15 protein-coding genes and 1 pseudogene are annotated in these 16,282 nt (G+C 63.0%); 14 read left to right on the top strand and 2 right to left on the bottom strand.

What is annotated here, in order from left to right; all coding sequences use genetic code 11:
- The 4 genes and pseudogenes from MPN20_RS15850 to MPN20_RS15865 all read left to right on the top strand — a co-directional run.
- Positions 1–534, top strand: a 534-nt coding sequence (locus MPN20_RS15850) for a recombinase family protein (RefSeq protein ID WP_242783710.1), incomplete at its 5' end; no start/stop codon positions are given.
- A 1-nt stretch (position 535) separates the two neighbouring features.
- Entirely contained in the window at positions 536–1,924 is a 1,389-nt protein-coding gene (locus tag MPN20_RS15855) for a Mu transposase C-terminal domain-containing protein (protein ID WP_242783713.1), read from the top strand.
- Positions 1,924–2,617, top strand: a pseudogene (locus tag MPN20_RS15860) (ATP-binding protein). The gene MPN20_RS15855 and the pseudogene MPN20_RS15860 overlap by 1 nt, the downstream one beginning before the upstream one ends.
- 40 nt (positions 2,618–2,657) lie before the next feature.
- The gene (locus MPN20_RS15865) at positions 2,658–3,323 is read left to right on the top strand and encodes an SDR family oxidoreductase (RefSeq protein WP_242783715.1); all 666 of its coding nucleotides are present in this window, start codon (positions 2,658–2,660) and stop codon (positions 3,321–3,323) included.
- An 81-nt stretch (positions 3,324–3,404) separates the two neighbouring features.
- Here the strand turns inward: MPN20_RS15865 and MPN20_RS15870 are convergent, their stop codons facing one another.
- A complete protein-coding gene (locus tag MPN20_RS15870; protein WP_278189983.1) occupies positions 3,405–3,872 on the bottom strand; it encodes a GNAT family N-acetyltransferase in 468 nt (155 codons plus the stop codon).
- A 111-nt stretch (positions 3,873–3,983) separates the two neighbouring features.
- Between MPN20_RS15870 and MPN20_RS15875 the strand changes: the two genes are divergently transcribed.
- A complete protein-coding gene (locus MPN20_RS15875) occupies positions 3,984–5,354 on the top strand; it encodes a cation:proton antiporter family protein (RefSeq protein ID WP_278189984.1) in 1,371 nt (456 codons plus the stop codon).
- 71 nt (positions 5,355–5,425) lie between these two features.
- Here MPN20_RS15875 and MPN20_RS15880 read toward each other — a convergent pair whose 3' ends face one another.
- Entirely contained in the window at positions 5,426–5,980 is a 555-nt protein-coding gene (locus MPN20_RS15880; RefSeq protein ID WP_242783721.1) for an NUDIX hydrolase, read from the bottom strand.
- A 301-nt stretch (positions 5,981–6,281) separates the two neighbouring features.
- Between MPN20_RS15880 and rpsD the strand changes: the two genes are divergently transcribed.
- The 9 genes from rpsD (at position 6,282) to aroB (ending at position 16,158) form a co-directional block, all read left to right on the top strand.
- Positions 6,282–6,881, top strand: coding sequence for a 30S ribosomal protein S4 (rpsD, locus tag MPN20_RS15885; RefSeq protein WP_242783733.1), 600 nt, complete (start codon positions 6,282–6,284; stop codon positions 6,879–6,881).
- Between the two features lie 244 nt (positions 6,882–7,125).
- Positions 7,126–9,780, top strand: coding sequence for an alanine--tRNA ligase (gene alaS, locus MPN20_RS15890; RefSeq protein ID WP_242783723.1), 2,655 nt, complete (start codon positions 7,126–7,128; stop codon positions 9,778–9,780).
- Positions 9,777–10,253 (top strand): Holliday junction resolvase RuvX, encoded by a 477-nt coding sequence (gene ruvX / locus MPN20_RS15895; protein WP_242783725.1) that lies wholly within the window; start codon positions 9,777–9,779, stop codon positions 10,251–10,253. Before alaS ends, ruvX begins: the two co-directional genes overlap by 4 nt.
- Positions 10,250–11,389, top strand: coding sequence for an endolytic transglycosylase MltG (mltG, locus tag MPN20_RS15900; RefSeq protein ID WP_242783727.1), 1,140 nt, complete (start codon positions 10,250–10,252; stop codon positions 11,387–11,389). The genes ruvX and mltG overlap by 4 nt, the downstream gene beginning before the upstream one ends.
- Positions 11,389–12,228: a shikimate dehydrogenase gene (locus MPN20_RS15905; protein ID WP_242783728.1), complete on the top strand. Its 840-nt coding sequence runs from the start codon at positions 11,389–11,391 to the stop codon at positions 12,226–12,228. The genes mltG and MPN20_RS15905 overlap by 1 nt, the downstream gene beginning before the upstream one ends.
- 87 nt (positions 12,229–12,315) lie before the next feature.
- Positions 12,316–13,095, top strand: a complete 780-nt coding sequence (locus MPN20_RS15910) for an A24 family peptidase (protein WP_242783729.1) — start codon at positions 12,316–12,318, stop codon at positions 13,093–13,095.
- Positions 13,096–13,105: 10 nt separating this feature from the next.
- Complete coding sequence (gene aroC, locus MPN20_RS15915) at positions 13,106–14,311, top strand: chorismate synthase (protein ID WP_242783730.1); 1,206 nt, start codon at positions 13,106–13,108, stop codon at positions 14,309–14,311.
- The gene (locus MPN20_RS15920; protein WP_242783731.1) at positions 14,308–14,928 is read left to right on the top strand and encodes a shikimate kinase; all 621 of its coding nucleotides are present in this window, start codon (positions 14,308–14,310) and stop codon (positions 14,926–14,928) included. Before aroC ends, MPN20_RS15920 begins: the two co-directional genes overlap by 4 nt.
- A 114-nt stretch (positions 14,929–15,042) precedes the next feature.
- The gene (gene aroB, locus MPN20_RS15925) at positions 15,043–16,158 is read left to right on the top strand and encodes a 3-dehydroquinate synthase (RefSeq protein WP_242783732.1); all 1,116 of its coding nucleotides are present in this window, start codon (positions 15,043–15,045) and stop codon (positions 16,156–16,158) included.
- Positions 16,159–16,282 lie beyond the last annotated feature (124 nt).

Raw genomic sequence — 16,282 nt, forward strand, 5'->3', positions numbered from 1 at the left:
GTCGGTGCGGGAGTCCAGAAACGAGATGTGTTCTCAGATGTGACCTCTGGGAGTAAGACGGCGAAACAGCGACCTGGAATGAGGCGGCTGCTCGAATATGCCGAAGACGGCGACACAGTCGTCGTGTGGCGAATCGACCGCCTCGGCCGATCACTCCTCGACGTTCTGGCAACCGTGAACCATCTCCGCGACCGGGGAATGAAGGTCCGATCCGTCTCAGACAACATGGACCCCGAGACTTCATCGGGTCGGATGATGCTGGGAATGCTCGCCACTCTGGCCGAGTATGAACGTGAACTCATCACCGAACGCGTCAACGCCGGCATTGCCGCAGCCAAGCAAAACGGCACCAAGTTCGGGCGGCCACCGGTGAACCCGGACGACATCGCCCAGAAGCTCTCTATCGCTGAAGACGCCCGCGCCAAAGGACGCACCGCTGAAGACGCAGCACGCTTGGTGGGCTGGTCGCGAGCCACCTTGTACCGACACCGTCAAGCCGCCGGCACTCACGACACACTGACTAAACCGGTGTGAAATGGACGGGCCAGAGAAGTGGCGAATACTTCGACTCCACGTCGAAGACGACATTCCTCTGACAACTCTGGCCCAAGACACCGGCCTCGGCTTGCGCACCCTGCAACGCTGGCACCAGCAATACAAGACCAGCGGCATCGCCGCTCTCGAACCACAGACCCGACAGGATACTGGTTCCAGACGTACCCATCCCGAACTTCAAGCGTTCATCGAACGACTCAGCCTCACCCGGCCACGCACGAGCATCGCTAATCTCCACCGGCTCACGATTAAAGAAGCCCAACGAATAGGCGAAGCGGCACCCAGCTATGGGACTGTCCGCTCCATCCTAGAAAGCTTGGATCCGGCGATGGTGACGCTCGCCCTCGACGGTCCTGTCGCATACAGGGACCAGTACGAACTCATCTACCGCCACACCGCCGAGCGCCCCAATGACACCTGGCAAGCCGATCACACGGAACTCGACATCCTCATCACCGATGCCAGCGGACGCCCGGAGCGCCCATGGCTGACGACAATCATCGACGACTGCTCCCGAGCAATCTGCGGATACATGGTCTTCACCGGAGCACCCTCAGCAATGAATACAGCGTTAGCACTCCGGCAAGCGATCTGGCGCAAAGACGACCCCGCCTGGGCCATGTGCGGCATCCCCAACGTCCTCCACGTCGACCACGGCAGCGACTTCACCAGCCACCACCTCGAATACACCACCACCGCGTTGAAAATCCGGATCATCTACTCAACCATCGCCCGCCCGCAAGGCCGCGGCAAGATCGAGCGCTTCTTCGGCACCCTCAACACCGAACTCCTCTCCACCCTGCCCGGATACACCGGAGGCCCCGAGAAGAAGCCGACACCTTCAATGGACCTGCCCGCCCTGGATCAGGCGACCGGTGACTTCATCACGTCGTACAATGAACGCCCGCACCGAGAAATCAACACCAGTCCCAAATCAGCGTGGGTCGGTCAAGGCTGGCTCCCGAGGATGCCTGAGACACTGGCCGAACTCGACGGACTGTTGCTGACAGTGCCCAAACACCGCACCGTCCGCCGCGATGGCATCCATTTCCAAGGTCAACGCTATCTCTCACCCACGCTTGCCCCACTCGTCGGGAAACCAGTGACGATCCGCTACGATCCCCGCGACATTTCAGAGATCCGCGTCTACGAGCGCGACACTCTTATCTGCGTGGCTATCGATCAGACGAACCCGAACCAGCGCCTGAGCCTCCGAGAAGTCGAATCCGCCCGCCGAGCCCGCCGCCGACAGTTACGCAAAGACATTAACGAGCGCATCCCCAGAGTTGCGAATCGGGAAGAACCCCAAAGAAGTAGCAAGACCACGCGCCGGCGGTCGAAGCTGCGCACCTATGAAGAGGACGAGTAATGCCACGAGACTTCATCATCACCAAGGAACATCGCCGCTTCAAGGAGTTCGCCACGGCAGTACGCAAAGAGAAAACGATTGGGATCTGCCACGGCGAGGCAGGTGTCGGCAAGACACTTTCGGCTCGCAGGTACGCCCACTGGGATGAAGTAGGCACCTTCGTCGACGAATGGGGGCCGCGGTCTGCAGCTGATGCGAAAGTCCAGGCCACCGCCCATCGATCCCGTACAGTCTTCTATACCCCGGAGGTTTTGCCTCGTCATAAGCAGATCATGAATGAAATCGGTCATCTTCAAACCCGAGTCGGGTTCTGCATCGATGAGCATTTACGCACGATTGGGAAAGTCACTGGCGTCCACGTCGGAAACGTGGCGAAACTGGTCGAGCTGGTCATCATCGACGAGGCAGAACGACTAACACCAACGGCACTGGAGCTCCTGCGCGACGAACACGACCGGCACGAGCTCGCAATCATCTTCATCGGGATGCCCGGAATCGATCAACGTTTCCGACATGGACGACTTCACCGACGCCCAAGCCGTCGTCGCTATCGAGAGAATCACGCGAGGCAACTTTCGTTTGCTCGAACGTCTCTTCCCCCAGGTCAGGCGAGTCATGAGGATCAATCAACTCGAGACCATCACCGACGATGTCGTCGAGGCCGCCGCGAGTATCCTCGTCATCGGTGACTAACACCATCAGCCAAGGGATGGTCATTCGATAGAGCTTGAACATGCCGACCGTCCTCATCACTGGCGCTGCCAGACCAAACAGTATCGCCGCTGGAATCTCTTCGCGCCTCCGTCTGGATGGGTGGAACGTGTGCACTAGTGACCTCACTTCAGCCGACTATCCCTGCGACCTCTCTGATCCCGCGGCACCCGATGAACTCATCACCCGTGTATCGGCCGAGCACGGCTCGATTGACGGGCTTGTTCTTAGTCACGCGCATGGCGAAGAATCCGGGATACTCGATACCACCGCTGAGAGCTTTGACCGTCACGTTGCTGTCAACGCCCGCGCCTCACTACTCCTGATCGCAGCGTTTGCCCGACAGGCGGAAGACACTGGAGGTGCGATCGTCGCTTTCACAAGCGATCACACGACAGCCAATCTGCCCTACGGAGCCTCAAAAGGTGCACTAGACCGCATCGTCATCTCGGCCGCCCGCGAGCTTGGTCCACGAAAGATCTCGGCGAATGTCATCAATCCTGGTCCCATCGACACAGGGTGGATGGATGAAGAGACAGAGACTGGGCTGGGCCCCTACCATCCACTGGGTCGGCTTGGTACACCACAAGACATAGCCGCTGTAACGTCGTTTCTATTGTCCGCTGAGGGCCGATGGATCAGTGGTCAACTACTACAAGCCGATGGCGGCTTTTCTGCACGCTTCTAATCGGCCTCGGACATGATCGCGAGAAAGAAGGCACAGTTCTTTGGGTGCGCCCTGAACTTAAACTCGGCGGTTGGGGCGGTCCTATTGGGTTAAGTCCGCGCCGAAGATGAGCGCGGGGCCGCCGTTCTTATGGACTTCGCGTTCCAACGTCAATCCGATTTTCCTCGCCACTCTTTGTGAAGCGACATTGTTCGGACGAATGATGGCGACCAGGTGGTCGACGCCGCGTTCACGGGCGAACTCGCGCACGGCTTCTGCAGCTTCTGTGGCGTAGCCGCGACTGCGGGCAGAAGACAGCACGTGCCAACCACTTTCGACCAAGCGCTCATCCTCGACGGTTTGGACGGTCAGACCACAGTCACCGATGAACTCACCCGCATGCGTTTCGACCACCCAGAGCCCAAATCCGTGCTCGACGTAGTTGCGAAGATTCCAATCGATCCAGTCGGTAGGGCTGCGCGCCCCGGTGATATCCAAGGCCGCGATGTTGTTCAGGTCAGCTTGGGTCATCTCCCGGAAGCGGAGCCTCGAAGTTGGCGTTGGCATCATAAGAGCCAATATTACAGATTCGACCCCTTTTGGCTGTGCCTTTCGCCAGCAAGTGACGGGATGCTCTCATAGACTCCTTGTCGGTTTTAAGGCCGACAAGCCTCACAGTCGATGAATTGCACGGCTGTGTGCACGCACGAAGGCAAATTGCGGGAGCGATGGGTACGACCGCCACTAAGAGTTAAAAGAACACCGCCATTTATCGCTGAATCTCACAGGTTCGCGCTCTCGTTCTCCTCGACGGTTCTCGTGGTCAAAGTGCTCGAAGACCGGTCCGATGATGGTTCCTACTACGGTCAGATCGCCATCGCCATCCTCGTTATCCAAGACATCGCAGCGGTCACCTTCATCACCGTCGCGGGGGAGGAGCCGCCGAGTCTCTGGGCCTTCGCTCTGGTGCTCCTGGTCCCTGCGGCGTGGCTGCTGCGCCGCGTCCTCGACCGTGTCGGTCGAGGCGAGCTACTGGTGCTTTTCGGCGTGGTGATGGCGCTGGGCCCGGGTTATGTGGCCTTCGAGTCTGTGGGCATCCACGGCGACCTCGGTGCTCTTGTGATGGGTCTGCTCTTCGCCAGCCATCCCCGATCCACCGAACTCTCGAAGTCGCTCTTCAGTGTCAAGGAACTCTTCCTCGTCGCCTTCTTCGTGGTCATCGGTCTCCAGGCGATCCCGACGTGGGCGGACCTGCTGATGGCAGTCATCCTGTGCGTGATCCTCCTCCCCTTCAACTTCCTCAGCTTCTACCTGATGGGCCGGCTCTTCGGCCTGCGCAACCGGACCAGCATCCGCACCAGTCTCGCGTTGAGCAACTTCTCCGAATTCGCCCTCATCGTCGTGGCCGTCGGAGTGGGCAACGGAGTCTTCGACGACAACTGGCTGACGGTGACCGCGCTGGCCGTGGCCATGGGAATGATCGTCTCCTCGCTCGCCAATGCCTACAGCCTGCAGATCGTCGCGCGGCTCGACGAGGTCCTGCCGGCCGAGAACGAGGATCGGCTCCGCGCCCTCGACCGTCCCATCGACACCGGTGCCGCCGAGGTGGTAGTGCTGGGCATGGGACGGATCGGTCGCGGGGCCTACGAACGGCTGGTCGACCGAGGCGGCCTGTCCGTCATTGGTGTCGATAACGACCATCTGGTGGTGGAAGGGCTCAAAGCCGAGAAGTTCAATGTCTTGGAGGGCGATGCCACCGACCACGAGTTCTGGCATCGACTGGTCGTGGGAGGAACCGCCCGAACTGTGATTTTGGCTATGGCGATCCACGACTCCAACACCTTCGCCCTCGAACAGCTGCGGATCGCGGGCTTCGACGGGACGATCGCCGCTGTTGTGCAGCGCCAGGACCAGGATGCCCATCTGACCCGGGCAGGGGTTCACACTGTCGTCAACATCTACGGCGGTGCCGGTGCTGAAGTGGCCGACGCCGCGATGCAGCTGGCCCCGAAACGACGGCCCGAAGACGGAGCAGGCCACCTCGGCGGGTGACGGTCAGGACTACTCGGGCTGCATACCGGGGTGACCTTCAGTGCACTTCCGACAACACCGGGCGATAATTTTCACGAGACGGGCGGGAGATACCCTTTCTGCGCGGCGATGAGACGGCTGATGAGAAGCGCAGGGTCGATGATCTCGCCTGAGGATATGCGGTCGTCGAGTTCGTGCAACGACATCTCCACCGTTCTCACCACCTCCTGTGGATCGTCGGTGACGGGTGTGCCCGAAACAACGGACCGGCACAAGTAGAGATGAACGGGGACAGAGGACCGTCCGGGATTCTGATAGAACGTATGCAGGTGAGTGAGATCGACTGGGCTCAGGCCAGTCTCCTCCTCGTATTCTCGTCGGGCAGCGTCGACAGGGTCTTCACCGATGTTCGCGCCACCACCAGGCAGGTCGTAGATCCATCGGCCGACGGGATACCTGTATTCTCGGGCCAAACGAATATGCCCGGACTCTGTCAGTCCGAGTACGGCGACTCCGCAGGGATAGGACTCGTCGACTTCGTAGTGAGTGACATCGCCATTGGGGAGCATGACCTCATGCTCGGTCAGGGTGACGTACCCGCGGTAGATATCTCGCTTCGACAGGAGCTCCCAGCCAGGTTCGTCCATGAGCGCCATCATAGACGCCTCCTCTGTAAGCATCGATTGTCCGAGAGCTCGCTTCAGCCGCGCGACTGTTCGCTCAAACCCCCGTTCTGTCGCTTTGCGCAGGGGGAGCGGAGTCCGCTAAGATTGGTTGCTGTTGTGCCTGCACGCTAAAGGCGGTCGGTGCGAGTGGATCTCGACGCTCAATCCCTCTTTCCCAACCAGGGAAACAACCGTTTCGACCAGGGCGAGAACCTATGGCCAGTCGTGACACACCATATTGATGAAAGGTTTCACAGTGCCAGCACCAGCACGTAACCGCCGGATGACGCGCCTCTCGCGCGCTCTCGGCATGCCGCTGACTCCAAAAGCGGAGAAGTACTTCGAACGTCGCCCCTACCCTCCAGGCGAGCACGGCCGCGCCCGTCGTCGCAATGACAGCGACTACTCGGTCCGTCTCAAGGAGAAGCAGCGTCTTCGCGCCCAGTACGGCATCCGCGAAGCCCAGATGCTCAAGACCTACAAAGAGGCCAGCCGTCTCTCCGGTCTGACCGGTGAGACCATGGTCGAGCTCCTCGAAATGCGTCTCGACGCCCTGGTGCTGCGTTCGGGCTTTGCCCGCACCATCGCCCAGGCCCGTCAGTTCGTCGTGCACCGTCACATCACCGTTGACGGCCAGCGCGTCGATCGTCCTTCGTTCCGCGTGAAGGAAGGACAGACCATTCAGGTCCACACCAAGAGCGCCTCGATGGATCCGTTCCAGGTTGCTGCCGCCGGTGGACACAAGGATGTCCTCCCTGCAGTTCCGGGATACCTCAACGTCAACCTCGAAGGTCTTCAGGCCACACTGATTCGTCGCCCCAAGCGCGAAGAAGTTCCAGTGACCGTCGACGTTCAGCTGGTCGTCGAGCACTACTCGCGCTGATCACCCACGCGGGATCGCGCAACCTCAACTGCCCGGAACATCGAGTTCCGGGCAGTTGTGCATTCACCCACGGTCGGACCCGCCGCTGACTGCGGACCGAGAGACTCAGCGCCGCTTCGCACAACCTCGGGGCCCTCTGCGGGTCGAAGTGGCGAGGCGCGGCAGCCTCGCTTACGGTGGGTGAGCCACTAAACTAGTCACTGATGAGTGCAAGAACGCACACGCAACATGTGAAAGGCCTTGGATGAAGACGGCAGAGATCAAACAGCGCTGGTTGGACTACTTCGAAGCGAATGGGCACACAGTCGTCCCCTCAGCCTCGGTGATCAGCTCCGATCCATCGATCCTGTTCAACATCGCGGGCATGGTGCAGTTCATCCCATACCTCACCGGTCGCGAACCCGCCCCCTTCAGCCGCGCCACGAGCGTGCAGAAGTGCGTGCGCACCGGTGACATCGAAGAGGTCGGCAAGACGACCCGCCACGGGACGTTCTTCCAGATGAACGGCAACTTCTCCTTCGGCGACTACTTCAAGCGCGAAGCAGTGCGCTTCGCCTGGGGACTGCTGACGAACCCCACCTCCGAAGGCGGACTCGGCTTCGACTCCAGCCTGCTGTGGGCGACGGTGCACGAGGACGACATTGAGACCATCGACCTGTGGCTCGACGAGACGTCCATCCCGCGCGAGCGCATCCAGCTGCGCGGCAATGAGGACAACTTCTGGCACACCGGCCAGCCCGGCCCAGGCGGCTACTGCTCCGAGATCTACTTCGACCGCGGCCCGGACTACGGCGTCGAAGGCGGCCCCGTTGCAGACGAGGACCGCTACATCGAGATCTGGAACCTCGTGTTCATGGAGTTCGAACTGAGCGAGGTCAGGACCAAGGTCGACTTCGATATCGCCGGAGAACTCCCCGCGAAGAACATCGACACCGGCATGGGCCTCGAACGCGTCGCCTTCCTGCTTCAGGGCGTCGAGAACATGTACGAGATCGACGAGGTCTTCCCCGTCATCGAAGCCGCCAGTCGGCTCTCCAAGCGTGCCTACGGCTCAGATCACGAATCCGATGTACAGATGCGCGTCGTCGCCGACCACGTGCGCTCAGCGCTGATCATCATCGGCGACGGTGTCCGCCCCGGCAACGAAGGACGCGGCTACATCCTTCGCCGACTGCTCCGCCGTGCGGTGCGGGCCATGCGACTCCTCGGTGTCACCAGCGAGGTGCTGCCCGAATTGCTGCCCGTATCGATGCAGGCCATGAAGCTGTCCTATCCGGAGCTCGAAACCGACTTCGATCGCATCTCCCGTATCGCCTATGCCGAGGAGAAGGCCTTCCTGCGCACACTGGAATCCGGCACACAGCTGTTCCAGAATGCGGCCGCGTCGCTCTCGGGCTCGGACAAGACGATCAGCGGAGACGTCGCCTTCGCTCTCCACGACACCCATGGCTTCCCGATCGACCTGACCCTCGAAATGGCCTCCGAGCAGGGCGTGCACGTCGACGAAGAGGGCTTCCGCACCCTCATGACCGAACAGCGTACCCGCGCGAAGGCCGACGCGAAGTCGAAGAAGGGCGGCGGTCACGCTGACCTCTCCGCCTACTCGGCCCTGCTCGAGGACGGAAAGTCCGAATTCGTCGGCTACGACAAGCTCGAAGCCGATTCGCGCGTTCGCGGCATCGTCGTCGACGGCATCGCCCAGGAGGTTCTGACCCCCGGCCAGACCGCAGACGTCATCCTCGACCTCACCCCGTTCTACGCCGAAGCCGGCGGCCAACGCGCCGACATCGGGCAGATCAGAGGACACGGCTTCACCGCTCGTGTGCTCGACGTGCAGAACCCGATCAAGGGGCTGCCCGCACACCGGGTCGAGGTCATTGACGGAGAGATCCACGTCGGTGCAGAGGTTCTGGCTGTCGTCGACCACGACCACCGGTTCCAGGGCTCCCAGGCACACACCGCAACACACCTCGTGCATGCAGCCCTGCGGGAGATCCTCGGAAACCATGCCGTCCAGGCAGGCTCGATGAACCAGCCCGGCTACATGCGCTTCGACTACTCATTCCCCGAAGCGCCGAGCGCGCAGATGCGTGCGGAGATCGAGGACGTCGCGAACCTCGCCGTCCGCTCGAACTACGACGTCGGCACCGAGTACCTTCCGTTCGAGGAGGCCAAGAAGTCCGGAGCCATGGCGCTCTTCGGAGAGAAGTACCCGAACGTCGTGCGTGTCGTCGACATCGGCGGCCCGTTCTCCCGCGAGCTCTGCGGAGGCACCCACGTCGGCGCCTCCTCCGAAGTCGGCCCGATCTCCGTGCTCTCCGAAGCTTCCGTGGGTTCAGGCGTGCGTCGCATCGAAGCTGCAGTCGGCATGGATGCCTTCCGATCACTGGCCGCCGAACGCACGATCGTCTCGTCGCTGTCGGACATGCTCAAGGTTCCAGGCACCGATGTGCGCGAACGTGTGGCCGACCTGATGAGCAAGCTCAAAGACGCAGAGAAGGAGATCGCCCGACTCAACTCGCAGCAGCTGCTGGCCTCGGCCGGGAAGTTCCTCGACGCTGCGCAGACCGTCGGTTCGACCCTGTACGTCGTCGCCGACCTCGGCGAGGTGTCCAACGCCGGAGACATCCGCACAGTCGTCACCGACCTGCGCTCGCGCGTCTCTGATCGTTCGGCCGTGGTTCTGGGCATCGGCGTCAGCAACGGCAAACCAGTCGTCGTCATCGCCACAACCCCTGACGCTCGTGACAACGGCCTGCAGGCCGGCAAGCTGGTGTCCCTGGCCTGCGGCCGCCTCGGCGGCGGTGGCGGCGGCAAGCCGGACCTCGCACAGGGCGGCGGCAGCGATGCCGACGCGATCCCAGCCGCAGTCACAGCGGTCAGGGAAGCTCTCCAGTGAGCTTCCGCCGGGGTCGGCGTCTTGGCCTCGACATCGGTTCCGTGCGGATCGGTGTCGCCAGCAGCGATCCCGATGGGATTCTGGCCACGCCGCTGACCGTCGTCCGCCGGACTGATGAACCTGCGGCGTTGCGGCAGCTGCGCGAGATCGTCGACGAGTACGAGCCGATCGAGCTGCTGATCGGGGATCCCAAATCCCTCGACGGCGCCGCCCGGGCTGCAGCGGCTACGGCCTTGGAATTCGCGAAGCGGATCAGCCTCGCTACGTCGACGCCCATCCGATTGGTCGACGAACGCTTCACCACGGTCGAAGCACACCATGCCCTCGCGGCCGCCGGCAAGAACTCGCGCCAGCGCCGCGAGATCGTCGACGCGCAGGCAGCCGTGATCATCCTCCAGAACGCCCTCGAATTCGAACACAACACCGGTGCACCCGCTGGTCGTGCAATGCCCGACGAAGAGAGTGAGCAATGAGTCCGTTCCCAGGTGAGTTCTCCGAGGACGAAGGGCTGTCGCGGTCCGAGGTCAGAGCCAAGAAGCGCCGACGGATGATGCGGCGGCGGCGGACGACGGCCATCGTCGTCATCTGCGTCCTCGTCTTCGGCATCGGAGGGTTCTTCGGTGTGCGTGCTGCCGGGGGAGTCTTCGAGGATCTGTTCGGCCCTAAGGGAGACTACGAGGGCACCGGCACCAACGAGGTCTCGCTCGATATCCCGCCCGGCGCCTCGGCGCGGTCGGTTGCGAACCAGCTGGTCGAAGCCGGGGTGATCATGAACTCCGAGCCGTTCCTCGACGAGGTCGAGAAGCGGAAGGTGACCATCAACGCCGGGCCCGTCATCATGCGCGAGAAGATGAGCTCCAAGGCAGCGGTGGAAGCCCTCGTCAACCCGATCAAACCTCCGAAGATCACGATCGCTGAAGGTCGCAAGATCGACCAGATCAAAGCGACGATGATCAAGTCCGGGATGAAGGCCGAAGAAGTCGACAAAGCCATCGATGACAAGACTCCGAAGGACTACGGACTCGACATCGAAGCACCGAGCCTGGAAGGCTACCTGTTCCCGGCCACGTACGACCTGAACAAGGAGAAGACCGCTGAGGACGTCGTGTCCGAGATGGTCAACAAGACGAAGTCCGAGATCGAGGACGACGGCATCGACCTCAAGGACGCGAACCGGATCATGACCTTGGCCAGCCTCGTCGAGATCGAATCTCCCGGAGACGAAGCGGTCCGCAAGAAGGTCGCGCGCGTCTTCCTCAACCGCATCTCAAAGGACTCGAAGACCGGACAGCTTCTCCAGTCGGATGCCACAGTGGCCTACATCCACGGCGCCCGCGGTGATCTGACGACGACGAAGAAGGAACGCGAATCCGACAGTCCCTACAACACGTACAAGAAGAAGGGTCTGCCTCCCGGGCCAATCAATTCGCCCAGTGCCGGAGCCGTCGACGCAGCTCTGAACCCGGCCAAGGGTGACTGGCAGTTCTTCGTGGCGACGAACCCCGACACCGGAGAGACGAAGTTCGCCAAGACCTACGACGAACACCGGAAGAACGTCGAGATCTACCGCAAGTGGCTCAAGGACCACACGAAGGACGACGGGAACTGATGCGGATCCTCGCTGCGGTGCTCGGTCGGCCCATCGCCCACTCGAAGTCACCGCTTCTCCACCGTGCGGCCTTCGCGGCACTGGGACTCGACACGAGCGAATACTCTCGCGTCGACCTCGGTGCCGAGGAGCTCGAAGCCTTCCTCGCCGAGCACCCCCAGCACACGGGATTCTCCCTGACGATGCCATTGAAGGACCGTCTGGTCGAACTCGCCGTCGATCACGGGTGGGATCTCGACGACACAGCGGCGCTGACCGGGGCGGCGAATACCTTCGTCCGCAGCGGTACCTCGACCCGAGTGGCCAACACCGACGTCCAGGGCATAGTGCGGGCGGTGGAGCCTCACCTGGGCACATGCCTGGAGGGGACGGGCCGGGCAACGATCCTCGGCGCAGGCGCTACAGCAGCCTCGGCGATCCTGGCCTGTCACGAACTCGGCATCACCGCCATCGACTTCCTCGTCCGGAATCCGGACCGTGCACGACGCGCCCTCACCCTCTGCGAGGAGCTGGGAATCACAGCGGCGACCGCTCCGCTCGAACGGATCGATCCCTCGGAGATCGTCATCTCGACCCTGCCCGCCGAGGCGGTCCCCACCGTGAAATGGTCACCGCGGTTCCGCGGAGGCGTGGCCCTCGACGTCGCCTACGCGACCGAATCCGCCTTCCTCGCCGAAGCCGAAGCCCATGGGCTGGCCCCGGTCGACGGGACGGCGATGCTCGTCGAGCAGGCCGTCGAACAGTCTGCGATGTTCGTCGAAGCCGCCGGTGCAGGTGATGCACGCGACGATGTGAAGGCCGTGATCGCTGCAGCCATGTATCGAGCACTCGAGAAATGACCCGAACGGCCGGTGACCTGAACGGCCGATGACCTGAACGACCTATGACCTGAACGGCCGATGACCTGCGAGGAAGGGCGAAGCACGGTGGACACTGGAGTTCTCCACGGCGTGATGATCGGTCTCGCCGTCCTCATCAGCATCGTCGCCGGCCTCGCGCTGGCCCACGGCACTCGCTGGTGGCTCGCCGACGAAACCCAGCTCCACAGCCTTGAGTCCTCTCAGGCTTACCGCCGCCCGATGCTGATCGCAGTCGGCGTCGTGAGCGCAGCTGCCGCGGCGCCGCTGTTCCCGACCGCTGCTGTTCTCCCGAACATGACCGGGTGGACGGCATATGCGCCGGCGAGCGGAACGACGTTCACTCCATCGGATCCGAACGTGTTCGACCCCCTGCTGCTGGCCGTGGTCCTGGGCCTGTGCTCGGCAGCCACGCCGTTCCTCGTCGTCGTCGATCTGCTGGTGCGGCGTCTGCCGGATCGGATCGTCCTCCCGCTCATCGCGCTGGTGGCCCTCGGCTGCCTCCTCGGCGCAGTCTTCGGTCAGTCGCACATCTGGATCGTCGGCCTCTTCGCGGGAATCGGCGCAACTGTGTTCTTCGGACTTCTCCACCTCATCGGGCGGTTGCTTCGCACCTCGACGATGGGCCTCGGCGACGTCAAACTCTCCTTCATCGTGTTCACGGTGGCAGGCCTGTATTCGCCGTGGTCGCCCGCACTCGTCCTAGTCATCATGATGCTCATCGCCGGTCTCGTCGCGCTTGCCGCGATCGTGTCGAAGGGCCGTCTGCGGGGGACAACGATCGCCTTCGGACCATCGATGCTTTCCGGAATGTGGCTCGGGTCAGTGCTTTCCCCATTCCTTTTGTAGAATCAGTTGAATGTTGAGATGGCTGACTGCAGGCGAATCCCACGGCGAAGCGCTGACTGGGATCATTGAAGGGCTTCCCGCCCACGTACCGATCACCAGGGACGACATCCGTGCGAGCTTGGCAAGGCGCCGGCTGGGCTACGGTCGTGGTGCCCGAATGAAGTTCGAAGCCGACGAGGTGAGGCTCCTCGGGGGCGTCCGTCACGGACTGACCCTCGGGTCTCCCGTGGCGATCGAAGTCGGCAACACGGAATGGCCGAAGTGGGAGGCGGTGATGAGCGCCGACCCGATCGATGAGGACGAACTCGCCGGTCAGGCCCGCAACGCACCGCTGACCCGGCCACGTCCCGGACATGCCGACATCGTCGGAATGCAGAAGTACGCTTTCGACGAGGCCCGACCGATTCTCGAGCGTGCCTCGGCGAGAGAGACCGCGATGCGCGTGGCACTGGGCACCGTGGCAGCGAAGTTCCTGGCCGAGCTGGGCATCACCCTGGTCTCGCACACCGTGGCCATCGGCGGTGCCGAACAGCACCGCGACTCGGAATCCGAACCCGCACTTCCTGTGGCGGAGGACGTCGACGCACTCGATGCCGATCCCGTCCGCTGCTTCGACGCCGAGCTCTCGGCACGCATGGTGGCAGAGATCGATGCCGCGAAGAAGGCCGGAGACACACTCGGCGGCACCGTCGAGGTCCTTGCCTACGACCTGCCTCCCGGCCTGGGCTCCCACGTCCACTGGGACCGTCGCCTCGACTCCCGACTGGCTGGTGCCCTGATGGGCATCCAGGCGATCAAGGGCGTCGAAGTCGGAGACGGCTTCCTCACCACCAAGCGCCCAGGCTCAGCTGCACACGACGAGATCGCCGTCGGCGACGACGGTCTGCGCCGCGTGAGCAACCGTGCCGGAGGCACCGAGGGCGGCATGTCGACTGGCGGTCCGCTGCGGGTCCGCGCAGGCATGAAGCCGATTGCAACTGTTCCCCGGGCCCTGGCCACGGTCGATGTCGCCACCGGTGAGGCGGCGAAGGCCAACCACCAGCGCTCAGACGTGTGCGCCGTTCCTGCGTCGGGTGTCGTCGCCGAGGCGATGGTGGCTCTGGTCCTCGCCGAGGCCGTGATTGAGAAGTTCGGCGGAGATTCGGTGTCCGAGACCAAACGGAATCTGGACGCCTATGTTGCGTCTATTCCGGAGAACCTCCGCATCGGCCGATGACCGAGACTCCGCTTCCGAAACCGGTTCCGCCCCTGGAACCGGTTCCTGCCGCGCATTCGCGCATCGTGCTGACGGGACCGCCCGCCGCCGGCAAATCGACGATCGGCCGCCTCCTGGCCGACCGTCTCGACCTGCCGCTCATCGACACAGATGCGAACATCGTCGACCAATTCGGCGTCATCGGTGAGATCTTCGTCGAACGCGGCGAGGACTACTTCCGCAGGATCGAGCGGGAAGTCGTGCGCAAGGCGCTGCGCCGACTGCTCGATCGACCGGGAATCGTATCCCTGGGCGGGGGAGCGATCCTGAACTCGGGCACGCGCGCCCAGCTGCTCCACCCTGCGATCAAGGTCGTGCACATCGACATCGATGTCGAGACCGTCTCCACCAGAGTGAACTCTCCGCATCGGCCGCTGCTGCGCGGGGCCGGCACCCCGGTGGATAACTGGCTGGCGCTCGTCAAGGAGCGCGAACCGCTCTACAGTCAGGTCGCGACCTTTCGCGTGCAGGCGTCGAACTCGCCGCCCTCGACCATCGTCAACCGCGTCGTCGATGTGCTGACCGGGCTGCAGCGAGCCGAAGAGTACGCGAAGTACACCGGCCGCGAGGGAGACTGAACGGGCGCGAGCGAGAGTGAGAGATACACCTCGGGGACCAGCGCACCTGGTTCGCGGCCGAGGGCGATAGGCTGATCGTGAAGTATTGGCAAAGCGAAGTGGGAAGACGAATCTATGACGGTCACACGCATCAATGTCCAAGCCGGCGGAAACTATCCGGTGCTTGTCGGGCAGGGTCTGCTCGGCCAGCTTCCTGAGGTCCTCGGCCCCCGGGTCGAGAAGGTCCTCGTCATCCACCCGCGGGCACTGCGCACCACGGGCGAAGCAGTCCGCGACGACCTGAGGGCGACCGGACTCGATGCGATCGTCGCTGAGATCCCCGACGCCGAGGAAGCCAAGCACATCCAGGTCGCGGCCTTCTGCTGGCAGGTCCTGGGACAGAGCGATTTCACCCGCACCGACGCCATCGTCACGGTGGGCGGGGGAGCGGTGTCCGACCTCGGCGGATTCGTCGCGGCCACCTGGCTGCGCGGACTCTCCGTCGTCCATATTCCGACGACTGTCCTCGGCATGGTCGACGCCGCAATCGGCGGCAAGACCGGGATCAACACGGCGGAGGGCAAGAACCTCGTCGGATCCTTCCACGCCCCGGTGGGTGTCCTCGCGGACCTCGATACGCTGCGCACCCTGCCGGAGAACGAGCTCTTCACCGGCCTCGCCGAGGTCGTCAAGACCGGATTCATCGCCGATCCCGTGATCCTCGATCTCCTGACGAAGCATTCGAAGGCTGAGATCGCCGAGGTGGACGGACCGGTCCTGCGCGAACTCATCGAACGTGCCATCGCCGTCAAGGCCGAGGTCGTCTCCGACGACTTCAAAGAGTCCGGCCGGCGGGAGATCCTCAACTACGGGCACACCCTCGGCCACGCCATCGAGCATAAGGAACGCTACCAATGGCGCCACGGCGCGGCCGTTGCCGTGGGCATGGTCTTCGCGGCCGAGGTGGCCGCGATGGTCAAGAGTCTGCCGACCGAGACCGTCGACCTCCACCGTGAGCTGCTGACCAAACTGGGTCTGCCGATCGGGTACCGCGCCGACGTCTGGCCCCAGCTGCTCGACACCATGAAGCGGGACAAGAAGGCGCGCGGCTCCATGCTGCGCATGGTCCTGCTCTCCGACGTAGGAGCACCGGCAACCGTCGAGATCCCCGATGTCTCCATCCTCCACACTGCCTACCAGGAGATCGGCGAGGAGTCACCGCGTATGGTGCTCGGCACCGACCTCGGCTGAGCAGCCGGAGCGTGACCCGGGAGCCCCGGACGGAGTGCCTCATGTCAATACCCCCGGCTAATGAGGGTCGTGCCTCACACAAATTATCCCCGGGAACAACTCTCACCCCACCCGACTCGGCCTG

The organism is Brevibacterium sp. ZH18 (assembly GCF_022748595.1).
In the GTDB taxonomy this organism is placed as follows: Bacteria; Actinomycetota; Actinomycetes; order Actinomycetales; family Brevibacteriaceae; genus Brevibacterium.

Bases quoted from the DNA above. Each gene is read 5' to 3' on its own strand.
- aroC (WP_242783730.1), top strand. From the start codon at position 13,106: ATGTTGAGATGGCTGACTGCAGGCGAATCCCACGGCGAAGCGCTGACT.
- alaS (WP_242783723.1), top strand. From the start codon at position 7,126: ATGAAGACGGCAGAGATCAAACAGCGCTGGTTGGACTACTTCGAAGCG.
- MPN20_RS15870 (WP_278189983.1), bottom strand. From the start codon at position 3,872: ATGATGCCAACGCCAACTTCGAGGCTCCGCTTCCGGGAGATGACCCAA.
- MPN20_RS15855 (WP_242783713.1), top strand. From the start codon at position 536: ATGGACGGGCCAGAGAAGTGGCGAATACTTCGACTCCACGTCGAAGAC.
- mltG (WP_242783727.1), top strand. From the start codon at position 10,250: ATGAGTCCGTTCCCAGGTGAGTTCTCCGAGGACGAAGGGCTGTCGCGG.
- MPN20_RS15865 (WP_242783715.1), top strand. From the start codon at position 2,658: ATGCCGACCGTCCTCATCACTGGCGCTGCCAGACCAAACAGTATCGCC.
- MPN20_RS15875 (WP_278189984.1), top strand. From the start codon at position 3,984: ATGAATTGCACGGCTGTGTGCACGCACGAAGGCAAATTGCGGGAGCGA.
- MPN20_RS15880 (WP_242783721.1), bottom strand. From the start codon at position 5,980: ATGGACGAACCTGGCTGGGAGCTCCTGTCGAAGCGAGATATCTACCGC.
- aroB (WP_242783732.1), top strand. From the start codon at position 15,043: ATGACGGTCACACGCATCAATGTCCAAGCCGGCGGAAACTATCCGGTG.
- rpsD (WP_242783733.1), top strand. From the start codon at position 6,282: ATGACGCGCCTCTCGCGCGCTCTCGGCATGCCGCTGACTCCAAAAGCG.
- MPN20_RS15905 (WP_242783728.1), top strand. From the start codon at position 11,389: ATGCGGATCCTCGCTGCGGTGCTCGGTCGGCCCATCGCCCACTCGAAG.
- MPN20_RS15920 (WP_242783731.1), top strand. From the start codon at position 14,308: ATGACCGAGACTCCGCTTCCGAAACCGGTTCCGCCCCTGGAACCGGTT.